The 13,195-nt window shown below is 62.7% G+C and carries 11 protein-coding genes; 3 read left to right on the top strand and 8 right to left on the bottom strand.

The window, feature by feature from the left end:
- Nucleotides 1-148: 148 nt before the first annotated feature.
- From B0G69_RS24565 to B0G69_RS24555, 3 genes are all read left to right on the top strand, one after another.
- Nucleotides 149-1,276 (top strand): FAD-dependent monooxygenase, encoded by a 1,128-nt coding sequence (locus tag B0G69_RS24565; protein ID WP_121323858.1) that lies wholly within the window; start codon nt 149-151, stop codon nt 1,274-1,276.
- A gap of 323 nt (nt 1,277-1,599) precedes the next feature.
- Entirely contained in the window at nt 1,600-2,514 is a 915-nt protein-coding gene (locus B0G69_RS24560; protein WP_121321845.1) for an AraC family transcriptional regulator, read from the top strand.
- A 237-nt stretch (nt 2,515-2,751) separates the two neighbouring features.
- The gene (locus B0G69_RS24555) at nt 2,752-4,332 is read left to right on the top strand and encodes a winged helix-turn-helix domain-containing protein (protein ID WP_347232511.1); all 1,581 of its coding nucleotides are present in this window, start codon (nt 2,752-2,754) and stop codon (nt 4,330-4,332) included.
- A gap of 291 nt (nt 4,333-4,623) precedes the next feature.
- On the opposite strand, the gene B0G69_RS24550 is transcribed toward B0G69_RS24555, so the two are convergent.
- The 8 genes from B0G69_RS24550 to B0G69_RS24515 form a co-directional block, all read right to left on the bottom strand.
- Nucleotides 4,624-5,445: an alpha/beta hydrolase gene (locus B0G69_RS24550; RefSeq protein WP_121321843.1), complete on the bottom strand. Its 822-nt coding sequence runs from the start codon at nt 5,443-5,445 to the stop codon at nt 4,624-4,626.
- Between the two features lie 87 nt (nt 5,446-5,532).
- On the bottom strand, nt 5,533-7,254 hold the full coding sequence (locus B0G69_RS24545) for an FAD-dependent oxidoreductase (protein ID WP_121321841.1): 1,722 nt from the start codon (nt 7,252-7,254) through the stop codon (nt 5,533-5,535).
- A 52-nt stretch (nt 7,255-7,306) separates the two neighbouring features.
- Nucleotides 7,307-8,836, bottom strand: coding sequence for an alginate export family protein (locus B0G69_RS24540; RefSeq protein ID WP_121321839.1), 1,530 nt, complete (start codon nt 8,834-8,836; stop codon nt 7,307-7,309).
- On the bottom strand, nt 8,826-9,773 hold the full coding sequence (locus B0G69_RS24535) for a glyoxalase (RefSeq protein ID WP_121321837.1): 948 nt from the start codon (nt 9,771-9,773) through the stop codon (nt 8,826-8,828). Before B0G69_RS24535 ends, B0G69_RS24540 begins: the two co-directional genes overlap by 11 nt.
- Nucleotides 9,774-9,875: 102 nt before the next feature.
- A complete protein-coding gene (locus B0G69_RS24530; protein WP_121321836.1) occupies nt 9,876-10,550 on the bottom strand; it encodes a YoaK family protein in 675 nt (224 codons plus the stop codon).
- Between the two features lie 40 nt (nt 10,551-10,590).
- Nucleotides 10,591-10,842, bottom strand: coding sequence for a DUF1427 family protein (locus B0G69_RS24525; protein WP_121321834.1), 252 nt, complete (start codon nt 10,840-10,842; stop codon nt 10,591-10,593).
- A gap of 27 nt (nt 10,843-10,869) precedes the next feature.
- A complete protein-coding gene (locus B0G69_RS24520; protein ID WP_121321832.1) occupies nt 10,870-11,511 on the bottom strand; it encodes a phosphohydrolase in 642 nt (213 codons plus the stop codon).
- A gap of 192 nt (nt 11,512-11,703) precedes the next feature.
- Nucleotides 11,704-13,173, bottom strand: a complete 1,470-nt coding sequence (locus B0G69_RS24515) for a mechanosensitive ion channel family protein (RefSeq protein WP_121321831.1) — start codon at nt 13,171-13,173, stop codon at nt 11,704-11,706.
- Nucleotides 13,174-13,195: the final 22 nt, after the last annotated feature.

Below are 13,195 nucleotides of genomic sequence, written 5' to 3'. Positions count from 1 at the left end.
AATCGTTGCTAATTTTTATTAATAGTCCTGAGCCAACGCGGTGATCAATGGCCGGCTGCAAGCACGACTGCTGATGCAGCGCTAAAGTGCGATATCGCAAGAGTCAGAAACTTGGAACGGCTCATTGGACGGACACGACACCACGAACATGAAAATAGCCATTGCCGGCGGTTCAATAGCAGGACTCGCATGCGCGCTGACGCTGACGTGTACGGGTCACGACGTGCACGTCTACGAGCGCGCCACGACGCCGCTTCGCGGTCGCGGCGGCGGCGTCGTGGTGTTGCGGCAGATGCTGCGGTTTCTCGAACAGCACGGCCATCGGGTCCGCGCCATGTTGTCGGTACCCACGCACCGCCGCCGCTGGATCGATCGGGACGGCAACGTGATTCGCGACGACCCCGAATTGCTGCCGTTTTCTTCCTGGGACGCCGTCTATCGGTCGCTATGCAGCATGCTGCCGCCCGCCGCGATTCTCTACGGGCGCACCGTCGCGAGCGTCGCCGAAGATGCCGACGGCGTCGATATCCACTTCGAAGACGGCGCGCCACCGGTTCGCGCCGACATCCTGATCGCCGCGGACGGCACCGGTTCGCGGCTTCGCTCGATGCTGTTTGCCGATAGCGCTTCGTCGTATGCGGGCTACATCGCGTGGCGCGGCGTAGTGGATGAAAGCACGTTCAACCGCGCCGACATCGCGGATCTGGTCGAGAACATGACGCTCTTCCGCGCGGCAGGCGAACTGTTCATGACGTTCCTGATTCCGTCGCTGGACGGCTCCCTCGAACCCGGCACGCGCCGCTTCAATTGGCTCTGGTACAGGAACGAAACCGATGCGGCGTCGATCGGGGCATTTCTCACCGGCCTCGACGGTCAGCGTCATCACGCGTCGGTGGCGCCCGGTGAACTGTCGGAGCGATCGCTGGCGCACCTGCATCAGGCGGCGCTGGAGCGCCTTCCACGCATGTTGTCGCAACTGGTGGCCGCAACCGAAGCCCCCTTCCTGCAGGCGATCTCCGATGCGCTGAGCCCGTCGTTCGCCAAAGGCCGCATCGCGTTGGTCGGCGACGCCGCATGCACGCTGCGGCCCCACACCGGCTCGGGTACGTCGAAAGCCGCCGATGACGCCGTGAGCCTCGCGCAAGCGCTCGCGCAGCCGGGTCCGGATGTCGTGCGGATACTCGGAGAGTGGGCCACGAATCGACGTGCTGTCGTCGAGCCCCTACTTCTCAAGGGACCGCGGCTCGCCCAATCGTTCGGCCTCGGTTCGCCATGATGCACGCACCGCCATCGCAGCAGGTACCTTCGCGCGAGGCGTTGAGCATGCACTCCATGTCCGACATCGGACTGAAATAGTCGACGTCCATAATCGCCGATTATCGGCACGCCTTCGTCATCGTTCGATTCCGCCAGTCATGTCGTCGATGCGAAAATAAACGCGTTTGTTCGCCCCTGAAAAACTAAAAGCTAAACAAAAATTAATTTTTGACATCGATCATTTTCGAGATAATCGTGCATCCCGCCGATTATCACCATCTCCTGATCTTGGCAACGCGAACCGGCAAGCGGCTGTAGCGAGATGAACAGAGGTGACGGATCATGCTTGACCATTCAAATGCCTTCACTGCGACGGCATCCCGGCACAAGGACTCGCTGGGATGCGTTTCGAATCAGCTGCACAAAGATCTTGAACTCGATACGGGCGAATTCGCGTTTTATCGTAAATGCCGGCGTCGCGAACAAACCAGCGAGGTAGCGACGCCCGCCTCGGATCGCGGGTTCCTGATCGGTGTTTCGCTGACGGCCGGCCATCGTAGGCGAATCATCTCGGGCAGCCGCTCGGCATTGCACGACTTCGAGAAGGACTCGGTCTACATTCGCAACTTCGAAGAGGACTACCGCGCGGACTTGCACGGCACATTCGATTTCGTGCTGGTAGAGTTCTCGCGCGCCTTTATCACGAACACCTGCTACGAGCGCAGTGGGTCCGCCATCGCGGGCTTCTCATCGCTGCCGGGCCGCAAAGACCCGATCTTCGGCCATCTGGCACAGGTATTGGCGCTCACGCTCGACAGCCCGGATAACGTCAGTCCGCTCTTCGTCGAGCAACTGGGCGTGACCATCGGCACGCATCTGATCGACCAGTATGGCAACGCGCCGGTTCAATCGAACAGGAAGAGCCGGCGGTTGTCGAGCCTGCATGAAACGCGCGCCAAAGAGATGCTCCTCGCGAAGGCACAAGAGAGCGTTTCGCTCGAGGAAATCGCGAGCGCGTGCAATCTGTCGCGCAGCTACTTCATCCGCGCATTTCGCGAGACCACGGATCGCACGCCGCATCAATGGCTGTTGGAGCAGCGCATCGATCGCGCCCGGGATCTGCTGCGGCATTCCAACGCGTCGTTGTCGGAAATCGCGATTGCATGCGGCTTCTCGGATCAAAGCCACTTCACGCGCACCTTCTCGCAACTGGTCGGCATGCCCCCGGGTACCTGGCGCCGCCACGCGCGCAACTGAATCGCGTCGCTTCCAAGATCTGCTGCAAAGTGTTTGATCACACATGAGCCAAACCGGCCGTGGCATGCGCTGCCCGCGGCACCGGACTTTCCTACAAAGCATCGCACTAACGTGCAAGACGCGCGGCCCTCGCCGCGGTATGTTCGGTCATGCCCGACTCCGGCATCCGCGAATGCTTTCCTACCTTGGCATTCTTTCGTATCCCCGTACCTGACTCATTCTGAATCGGACAACGCGATGATCGAAATCGGCAACTTTCTAATCGATCTGGAAATGCGCACTTTGCGGAAAAACGGCGAAGTCGTGCATGTCGGATCCCGCGCGTTCGACATTCTTGCCGTGGTCGCTTCCGCCGGCGGGCGCCTCGTCACGAAAGACGAGCTGATGAATACAGTCTGGCCCGACACCGTTGTCGAAGAAAACAATGTGCAGGTGCATCTCTCTGCGCTGCGAAAGATACTCGGCCCTGACCGCGATCTGATTCTTACTGTACCGGGCCGCGGTTATCAGCTTCTCCGGCGACAGAAGAGTCCCGCTTTCAACGAACCCGGTTCGCAGGCGGCCGGCGGACGTGGTCTGCCGGCGTCCAGGTCCGCGCTGCTGGGGCGTGACGCCTCGCTCGGCGTGATCCGTGCGATGCTGGCGCAAACGCATGTGCTCACGCTGGTTGGCGCCGGCGGCATCGGCAAAACAAGTCTCGCCATCGAAGCGGCTCGCCATGCCTCGCCCGACTTTGTCGAGCCCGTCTGTTTCGTCGAACTGGCCGCGTTGAGCACGCCAGAGGCGGTGCTTGGCGCCATCTCCGAAAGCCTGGGGATAAACCTGTCCGGCCCGCATCCCGACGTTGCGCAGGTGACGTCAGCGCTTGGCCGCAGACGCAAGCTGCTGGTGCTCGACAACGCAGAGCATCTCATCTGCGCCGTGGCGCAAATCGTCGATGCACTGGTACTCGGCAACGATATGCTGCGCATACTGGTCACGAGCAGAGAACCGCTTCGCATCATGCCCGAGATGGTGTTCAAAGTTGACCCGCTGGGCGTGCCGCTGCCGCATTCCAGCGATGTGGAGATTCTGCGATGTTCCGCGGTGAGCCTCTTTCTGCAGCGTGCCAATTCGCTGCGAGAAACCGCGTGCGCCGACAGCGCGGAAATCCGGCTCGTCGGCGAAATTTGCCGCCGGTTGGACGGCATTCCGCTGGCGATCGAACTCGCGGCCGCCCGCGTCGTGGCACTCGGCGTCGATGGCGTCTATCGCCGGCTCGACGACCGCATGGCCATTCTCGCGGGCGGTTACCGGACCGCGCTGCCGCGTCACCAGACCTTGCGCGCGACGTTCGACTGGAGCTTCGCCATACTCGACCCGGCCACTCAGTCGCTCTTCCGGCGTCTCGCGATCTTCGGCGGCAGCTTTACTTTCGAGACGATGTGCGCGGTCGCGTGCGACGACGAGCACTCGGTGGCGAGCGCGATCAGCGGCATCACCGAGTTGGTAGCGAAGTCACTGGTCAACGTGGAGTTCGAGGGGCCGGTGGCGAAATACCGCCTATCCGAATCGACCCGCGCGTATGCCACGGAAAAACTGCAGGCCGAAGGCGAGTTGCAGGAAATGACCTCGCGCAATGCGCGCTATCTCTCGTCGATCTTTCAGGCGCAAACGGGCGACGCATTACGCGGTGACGACGGCAATCAGCCCAACCTCCAACGGACGCTCGACGACGCGCGCGTTGCCTTCGACTGGGCCTTCTCTCCCGATGGAGATCCGCGAGTCGGTGTCGAACTCGCGTCGAACTGGTCAGTGCGCTGCTCCGTTCAGGCCTGATCGAGGAGTGCTGCACGCGCGCCGCACTAGCCGCCGAGGCGCTCGACCACCTGCCCCCGGGATCGGTGGACGCCGCACGCGAAATGCGCGTGCGCGCCTTCTTGACGCGCAAGGTCGGCCGGAAGAAGCCGCTGAACTGCTGATTCCGCTAGCGGACGAACTGGAAAGCGCTTCCTGCACGTCCGCCATGCAGGCACTGCGCGACCTGCTCGCGCACCTGCGCACGCACCATGGCCCGCGGCGCTCATCGACCGCCGGCGGACGCGCGAACCGTGCCGCCGGCGCATTGCTTTATGACTGAATGAACGCCAGCAGATCGGCATTCACGCGGTCCGCGTGCGTCGTGCACAGACCATGCGAGGCGCCTTCGTAAATCTTCAGTTGCGCGTTCGGCATGAGTTTCGCCGAGTGCATGCCGGAAATCTCGAGCGGCACCATCTGGTCGTCATCGCCCTGCACCACGAGTGCCGGCACCGTGACCTGCTTGAGGTCGCCGGTGAAATCCGTTTCCGAGAATGCCTTGATGCAATCGTACGAGGCTTTGATCGAGCCTTGCATTCCAGCCAGCCAGAACGCGTCGATCGTGCCTTGCGACACCTGGGCATCCGGACGATTGAAGCCATAGAGCGGCAACGCCACATCCTTGAAGAACTGCGAGCGGTTATTGCGCACGCCCTCGCGCATGCCGTCGAATATCGACATCGGCAGGCCAGCCGGATTCGCTTCCGTCTTCAGCAGGAACGGCGGCGCCGAAGCGATCAGCACGGCCTTGGCGACACGCTTCACGCCATGGCGAGCGATATAGCGCACCACTTCGCCGCCCCCCATCGAATGGCCGACCATCACGACATCGTTCAGATCGAGCTTGTCGATCAGACCGGCAAGATCGTCCGCAAAGGTGTTCATGTCGTTGCCGTTCCACGGCTGCGACGAACGTCCATGACCGCGGCGGTCATGCGCAATCACGCGATAGCCGCGCTCCGCGAGAAACACCATCTGCGCGTCCCACGCATCCGCGTTGAGCGGCCACCCATGAGAGAAGAGAACCGGTTGGCCCGCGCCCCAATCCTTGTAATAGATGTGCGTGCCGTCCCGGGTCGTGAAAGATGCCATTGCGATTGCTCCGGTTCGATGTGGTTAGGCGACATGCACCGTTGTGCCATGCGTTATACGAGTACGCAGGTGAAAGGACCGATAGGCTTACGCGGCTACCGCCGTCAACCGGCTCAGGTACGCATGGATCTGACTCACCACCGCAGCGCCGTCGCCCACGGCTGCTGCCACGCGCTTCGCGGACTCCGAGCGCACGTCGCCGACCGCGAACATGCCTGGCACGCTGGTTTCGAGTGGATAGCGCGTACCCGCTTCCGGCGCGCTTCGTTCGCTGCGCGCGAATCCGGTGACGACAAACCCGCGGTTATCGAGCTCCACGCCGCTCGAGTTGAGCCAATCTGTCTTCGGGTCCGCGCCGATAAAAAGAAACAGATGGCGCGTGGCGATCACCTCATCGGTCTGCTCGTCATCCTTATGGATATGAATCTGAGTCAGTCCGGCTTCATCGCCTTCGAGCGTGCTTAGCGCGCAGCGTGTGCACAGCGTGACGTTGGGTAGCGAGTTGATGCGGTCGATCAGGTATTTAGACATGCTCGCGTTCAGGTCTTTGCCGCGAATCAGCACGCGGATGCTGCGGGCAAAATTCGCCAGAAAAACGACCGCCTGTCCCGCGGAGTTGCCGCCGCCCATCAGCACGATATCCTGCCCCCTCACCAGCTTGGCTTCGATCGTCGATGCCCAGTAGTAAGTGCCGCGCCCTTCGAAGCGCTGGAAATCCGGCACCGTTGGCTTTCGATAGGCGGCGCCGCTCGCCACAACGACGGTTCGCGCGCTGATGCGCTGACCGTCGAGCAGCGACAGCAGGAAGATGCCACCTTGCCGCTGTACGTCCATGACCTTGCCGGGAATCGCCAGGTGCGCGCCGAACTTCAACGCCTGTTGGAACGCTCGCGCCGCGAGTGCCTGGCCGGAAATGCCGGTGGGAAAACCGAGGTAGTTCTCGATCCGGGAACTGGCGCCAGCCTGTCCGCCTGGTGCGCGCTGGTCGAACACCGCGACTGACAAACCTTCCGTGGCGGCATAGACGGACGCAGCCAGCCCGGCCGGGCCGGCGCCGACGATCGCGACGTCGTAGACATGCGACTGCTCGAAGGTCGGCACGAGTCCGAGGCATGAAGCGAGCTGCGCCTCGTCAGGCGCACGCAGCACATAACCGTTCGGGCAGAACACCAGCGGGAAATCGGCCGGACCGGTGGTCATGCCGCCCAGCAGCGTCATCGCCTCGGGATCGCTGCGCGCGTCGATCACCGTGGCCGGGTACGCATTGCGGCGCAGGAACCCTTGCAGTCTGACGAGCCGCGCGTCGTCGCCATTGCCGACGATGATCGGGCCAAGCCCCTGCTCGATCAGTCCGAGCCGCCGCAATATCAACGCGCGCATGATGTGCTCGCCCAGTTGCGCATCGGCAACGATCAGCGCGCGCAGGCGGTCCGGTTCGATCACGAGCGTCTCCACATCCGTCAACGCGATACCGTCGATCAGCGCGGGCTTGCCGGATAGTTGCGCCATCTCCGCCATGAAGTGCCCGTCTTCATGCTCGGTGACGAGCGTCGAGCGTCCGAAGCTGTCACGCGAATAGATGCGCACACGCCCATGCAGCAGCACGAACAGGCCCAGAGCAACCTGTCCGGTCTCGAAGATCAGTTCGCCCGCCTTGAACGGCATCGGCCGTGCGAAGCGTCGTAGGCTTTGAATCTCCGCCGCGGACAGACGTGGAAACATCTGATGCTGACGGTACTCCAGCGAGGAATAAGGAATCTCGAGTTCCGACAGCGCCACAGCGTCGGAAGATGAATCCGGTGTGCTCATAACATGGCCCCTTCTGGCACATCATTGTGATGACGGGTTGCAGATAATGCGTCTACCAGCCGAATTTGAGTTCGGCGCCTACATAGTCGGCATTGCGGGCGCCCAGCTCGCGCAGCGACGGCCCGACCTGGAAATGCACGGCTTCCAGCGCCGCGGCGAGATTGGCGGTGACGGCCCAATCGGCGCGCAACTGCGTATAGAAACCTGTCCAGGGGCTGCCGTGCCCGGCCGTCCCCGGCACGACCGCCGAGCCTTGCTGGTACACCGCGTCCGCAGTGGTCTGGCGCCACTGGAGGCCCACGCCCGCGAGCAGGGTCAGCTTGCTGTTCGGTTTGACGATGAGCGTCGGCTTGACGTGAACCAGGTTCGAGTAGCCGGTATAGCCGGCCAGCGCGAAGTAGTAGCCGTTCGGAAAGAGCGGATTGAAGGTGCCGACGCGGCCGTCTCCCGGATGGCTGTCACCCGAGGCGGCATCCACCTGAACACCGATGCGCGGCGTCCAGGGCGCCGAAGCCAGCGTGTAGCCGGCCAGCGACCCCACCGCCCACGCACCGATCGTTTTGCTGCCGACATGGCCCAACTGATACATGCCCTCGACGTCCCAATCGATGTGACCGATCGTGCCGGCATAGCGCGCGTCGAATACGTCGCGATGCTCATCGCCAGCGGCATCGAGAAACCGCGCATTGCTGCGGTTATAGCGCGAGTAATACGCGGACAGATCGCCGGGGCCGACACCTTTACGCTCCACGCGCACACCGCTGAACGTCAGATTGCGATTGGAAACGTCGTCGAAAGCCGAGTTGTCGCGATACTGAACCGGCTGCGTCGCGTAGGCGATCCAGCGCCAAGGACCGGTCTCATAGTCGGCCCAGATGGCGTCGAACGCCTGACGCACGTTCGGGCCGTCGCGAACGGAGATGAAGCGCTGCAAGTCGAACGCCATCTCCTGCCGCCCGACGCGGAATTTCACGGTGCCGGGGCCGAGCGGCTCGGTGATCGCGATGAACGCCTGGCGCAGGTCCAGCGGGTTCTTGTCGACGGGCGTGACTATGTCCTTGCCGTAGGGGCGCGCGTCTTCGAACTGCGTGAATATCTGCACGTGCGGGCCGAGGCGCACATCCGCGTGGACTTCCAGCCGCTGCAGCAGGTAAGTGTCGCCATGCGCCGCGCCGAGGCCGAAAAGCGGCGCGTCGTTGGTTTCCAGACGCTCGCGCAACACCATGCCCAGCGAAATATACGCATCGGGATTGCCGAACAGCGGAATGTACTTGAGTGAATCGAAAGGTTTTTTCGGCACGCACGGATTGGCCAATGCGGACCAGTTCTCCTGCCAGCGGTTGAACAGGATCGCGGGCCGCGCGCACGACGTACTCGTGGCGGCCGACGTCGCGGCACTGCCGGTCGTCGCGGTATCGTCGGCGCCGCCTAGCGCGGTGTCCGCCGCCGCAGCGGGCAGCGCCGCCGCCAACCCGGTACTGAGCAGCAAGGCGCGAACTGCGTAGAGCGAAGCATGACGCCGCGCTCGCTGGCGTGCGTTGCGTGACTTCAACGGCGTCATGACGCGCGCTTCACTGGCCATCATGCACTTCGGCGATGTACCCGCCCGGGAACTCGAGCATGGCGGTCTTGCCCGGCCCGTTGCCGTATGCCGGGTAAAGCACCTTCGCGCCGGCCGCTTGCGCGCGCTCGATCGTCTGCGCCAGATCGGCGACACCGTAGCCGGTCGTTTCACGTCCGAACGGGAACGGCAGCTTGCCGTCCGTCACGAACACAATCATGCGGCCGAAGCCCGAATCGATGCGGATCTCGCGGATCGTCTCGCCCGGCCGGCCGATCACGCCGGCGTCCGCACGCGGGTTGTCCGACACCACTTTGCCGTGCGAGAAGTGCAGCCAGCGGCGCACGAAATTGTTGGCTTCGTAGCGCGACACGTACACGCGGTTATCCGGCACGCTCTGCAGCGGCGCGTAGTTGGGCGCCTTGGTGTGCCAGTAAAGCTGCATCGTCAGGCCGCCCGGCCATTGAATCACCGCGTCCTTGCCGATCGGGTCGTCGAACGAATCGACGAGGACATCGGCGCCGGCCGCACGCGCTGCCTTGACCGCCTGATCGATATCGGTGACCAGATAACCGGTTCGCTCGTTGCCGAACGGATACGGAATCGGCGTTTCGAAGCCGAACACCGACAGCATGCCGACCGGCGTTTGCACGTACTGCGAGGCGGTCTTGCTCGGCGTGGGCGTCACCGTGAACACGGCGCGCGGGGACGCCTTGCCGCCGAACGTCGCAAGGAAGCTGTTGACGAACGCGTCGAGGTCCGCCGAGGCGACATACACGTGAGTCGTGTCGTACTGCGGGCCCACGGACACGTCGGGGTGTTTCATCAGCGCGGCCTTGACGGCCGGCACTTCCGGCGGCCCCGCATCGGCGAATGCGGATGAAACGGGCGCCAACCCGATCAGCAGCGCCGCGGACAGCAGCGCGACAGGACGGAACAGATGAGACAGCTTGAACATTTGATTACCCAATAGTGTTAGCGACGTTTAAACGATCGACCTCTAATCGAGGTGGCCACAGGGTGTGTTGTTTGCGAAGCGCGTGAGCCGCAACCTGGCGACTCACATCGCTCCCCTGCGCATCCAGGCCAAAATCAAAAGAACGACGACGGGCAACGCAATGGCGATGAACGACAGGTTCACGAAGGCGAGCGCGCCGAGAATCGCCCCTCCTGCGAAGCCGGACATCGCCGCCAGCGTCCATTGGAGCCGCTCGCGAACCTGCTGCCCATGCCGGCCTCGCGTGCCCCGGTGAATCAACTCGATCACGTCCAGCACGATCTGCGTGACATTGCCGGTCATTACCGTGTTCGGCAGCCCGGTGACCTGCAACAGCCTGCCGCGCGCATTCTGAACACCCATTGCCATGGTTCCCAATACGCCGCACACGAGCACCATCGCGGCAGTCGCATTCGTGATCGGCCGCGCCAGCATGCCTGTCACGAGGAAAGCAAGCAGCAGCGCCGCCTGAAGCAGGTACAACGCGCTCGCCGCCTGCGCCGCGTGACTGCGTTCCAGAATCTTGAAGAGCACGCTACTCATCGCGATCCCGACAATGAACGACGGAAAGGCCAGCAACTTCAGCAGCACACCCTGGCCAACCCCGGCCACATCCGCGCCGATCAGCACAAAGTTGCCTGTGACATGCGCGGTGAACAGCCCAAACAGCGCAATAAAGCCCACTGTGTCCACGTAGCCGGCAATCAGCGCGAGAATCGTGTCTTCGTGGCGATTCACAGGCTATGCCCTACTCTGCAAGAAAAAGTGGCTCGCGACATCAACCGCCCTCCTTCGTCGCGCCGGACACTACCGGCTTTTGCGCAGTGCCGCCTTCGAGCGGCTGCGCAACCTGGACCGTCGGGGTCTGCGCGAAAAACTGCGCTTTGACAACCGGTATGGCGTGCTCGCCCAGCACCATGCCAAGCAAACCGGCCAGCGCAATCAACGGCGGCGCCGGCGACTGCACCTTGAGTAGCCAATAGAGAAGCCCCACGCCGAAGCCAACTCCGAGTGAAATGATGTAACCCATGCTGTCCTTCCTTTGAATAACAACCTGTCAATTTGGCCAGTCACATCCCAGCACCAGTCCGCAGAAATTCAGACGGCGATAGTTCGGATCCCACCGGTCCAGCACATCGGCATTCACCGTCCCGAATGTCGTGGCAGGACGATGCTCCATGCCGCGCGCGTACGCTTCAATCAGCTTCTTCTTGAAGCCCGATTCGCGGGGATAGGCCTGCACGATTTCGTCCCGCTGCTGCGCGGTAAATTCGTCGTAGCGGGCACCCCGAACATCCATCTGCACGCCGGCGCTGAGCATCGCGATCAAGGGCGACATGTGTTCCGGAATGCCCGGTGTCGTGTGCAATGCGAGCGCCGCCCAGACTTCTTCGATCCGCTGATCGGCGACGGCGTACTGTTGCAGGAAATCGCGCGCCGCATTCGCGCTGTCCACCTCGAACCGGTATGGCGAGTCTTGATACTTCGCGTTCAGCCCGGCGTTGTGAAACATCGCGCTGACATACAGCAGGTCGGCGTCGAAGGCCCAATTCTCGCGATACCCGGTTAGCGCACCAAACAGAAATGTCCTGAGCGCGTGGTGAAACATCAACTCGGACTCCGTGCCTCGCGTCAGATCAGTCGCCGCCCGGGCCATGGCTCCGTCAGGAATATCAACGCCGGCAATGGTTTTCTTCATGTCAACTCCGTGTCAGACATCCCTGCTCCGGCGCGCCTCCACATGCATGCCGGCCTGGCCTCGCAGTCGGGCAGCGGGCCCGTTCGAAGTCTTTGGCAGATCCTGTGCACGGCAGCGTAACGAATGAAACCCATAAAGGCTTTGGCAAATTCTTAAAAAGACTTAAGCGACACGACGGTTATGCGAAATACGTCAAAGCGCCAGTTCATGGAAGCGCTTCACGCCATCGCGAATCCATTGCAGTAACCCGCCCGCGCTCTCGTCCACGTTGACGGGCGACGCCAGCAGCATCTCCTCGCTGGCGTGGTGTTCCGATAGCAACCGGCACATTTCCTTCGCCACTTCGGGACGCCGCGCGAGAACCGGCGTCAGCGCGCTCTTGTCCAGCCGGAAGACGGTGGCGCGCGTCAGTGCGCGCACGACGACAGCCGTCCTGACGCCGGCGAGGATGCCCGACTGGCCGATCGAATCACCCGGCGCGAGCCTGCGCAATTCGATCTCGCCGCCGTCTTTCGACACGATCGCTTTCGCGACGCCTCGCGCCAGAATATGAAGCTCATGCCCGCTCTCGTCCGCAGCCGTGTAGATGATCTCGGCGATGTCGAACTCATGCCTGGTCAATTGCCCGGCCAGTTCCGCTATCTCGTCATCTTCGAGCGTCCGGAAGATCAGTACGTTGCGCAGCAAACTCTGTCTCTCGTCCACTCCGGCAATAACAGGTTCGGGCACCGACAACGGCCGCAACACGACACCGCGTGACTGCAGATGTCGATGCGCAAGATCGAACAGTTCATTGCGCACGGCGATCTTCTTGCCCAGTTCGCCGACGTAGCAGACGATCTCGTACTCGATGGCGTCGTTGGTCGCGCGGCGCACGCTCACGATCGGCTGGGGTTCGCCCAGCACGTCACTGGCGCTCCTCGCGGCATTCGACAGCGCCTCCAGCACGAGCGCGGGCCGGACCGACGGTTCGACCGGCAGCATCACGCTGATGCCGTGCGTATGCATCGGCTGGTTCGCGTTGACGATATTGGTGCGCGCCGCCACGCTGTTGGGAATCACGACGATATTGCCCTGACCGTTCAGCAGACTGGTCGCGCGCCAGTTGCTCTCGACCACTTTCCCTTCCACGTCGCCGACCGTGACCCAGTCGCCGAGGCGAAATGGCTGCGTGGCGTTCAGCACCACGCCGGAAAATACGTCGTTGAGCGTGCTCTGAATCGCGAGGCCGAGCACGACCGCCAGCGCCCCCGAGGTCGCGAGCAATCCGCGCACCGGCAGTTGCAACACGAAGGCAATCGCACCGACCGCCGCCGCCAGAAACACGAGCGCGCCGAACACGTCCTGAAACAGCCGCTCCTTGTGCCAGGACTCGGGCAGCACGGTGCGATCCAGCACGATCGTCACAAGACGCGCGCCCTGCAGCCACCACACCACTTCCAGCACCTGCGCGAGCAGATGGCGCAGCGGTTCGTCCGGCCAGGGCGCAGCGCGCAGAGGGTTCATGCCCGAGCTGAACAGCACGTAGGTCGACAGGCCGAACATCAGCGCACGCAAGGCAAGACGCCCCTGCTCGCTTTTGCTGTCCATGAAGCGCCAGACGAGGAAGTCGAGAACCAGAATGCCTAGCCCATACAGCACACCGTCGGTCAAGGTTGGCATGATGATTCTCGCTTGCCTCGTG

This window comes from Paraburkholderia sp. RAU2J, assembly GCF_003634845.1.
GTDB classification, from domain to species: domain Bacteria; phylum Pseudomonadota; class Gammaproteobacteria; order Burkholderiales; family Burkholderiaceae; genus Paraburkholderia; species Paraburkholderia fynbosensis.
The sequence above is the reverse complement of the archived record's forward strand: the minus strand, read 5'-3'. Positions and strand labels throughout refer to the sequence as shown.

Bases quoted from the DNA above. Each gene is read 5' to 3' on its own strand.
- B0G69_RS24555 (WP_347232511.1), top strand. From the start codon at position 2,752: ATGATCGAAATCGGCAACTTTCTAATCGATCTGGAAATGCGCACTTTG.
- B0G69_RS24550 (WP_121321843.1), bottom strand. From the start codon at position 5,445: ATGGCATCTTTCACGACCCGGGACGGCACGCACATCTATTACAAGGAT.
- B0G69_RS24525 (WP_121321834.1), bottom strand. From the start codon at position 10,842: ATGGGTTACATCATTTCACTCGGAGTTGGCTTCGGCGTGGGGCTTCTC.
- B0G69_RS24560 (WP_121321845.1), top strand. From the start codon at position 1,600: ATGCTTGACCATTCAAATGCCTTCACTGCGACGGCATCCCGGCACAAG.
- B0G69_RS24565 (WP_121323858.1), top strand. From the start codon at position 149: ATGAAAATAGCCATTGCCGGCGGTTCAATAGCAGGACTCGCATGCGCG.
- B0G69_RS24520 (WP_121321832.1), bottom strand. From the start codon at position 11,511: ATGAAGAAAACCATTGCCGGCGTTGATATTCCTGACGGAGCCATGGCC.
- B0G69_RS24540 (WP_121321839.1), bottom strand. From the start codon at position 8,836: ATGGCCAGTGAAGCGCGCGTCATGACGCCGTTGAAGTCACGCAACGCA.
- B0G69_RS24535 (WP_121321837.1), bottom strand. From the start codon at position 9,773: ATGTTCAAGCTGTCTCATCTGTTCCGTCCTGTCGCGCTGCTGTCCGCG.
- B0G69_RS24545 (WP_121321841.1), bottom strand. From the start codon at position 7,254: ATGAGCACACCGGATTCATCTTCCGACGCTGTGGCGCTGTCGGAACTC.
- B0G69_RS24515 (WP_121321831.1), bottom strand. From the start codon at position 13,173: ATGCCAACCTTGACCGACGGTGTGCTGTATGGGCTAGGCATTCTGGTT.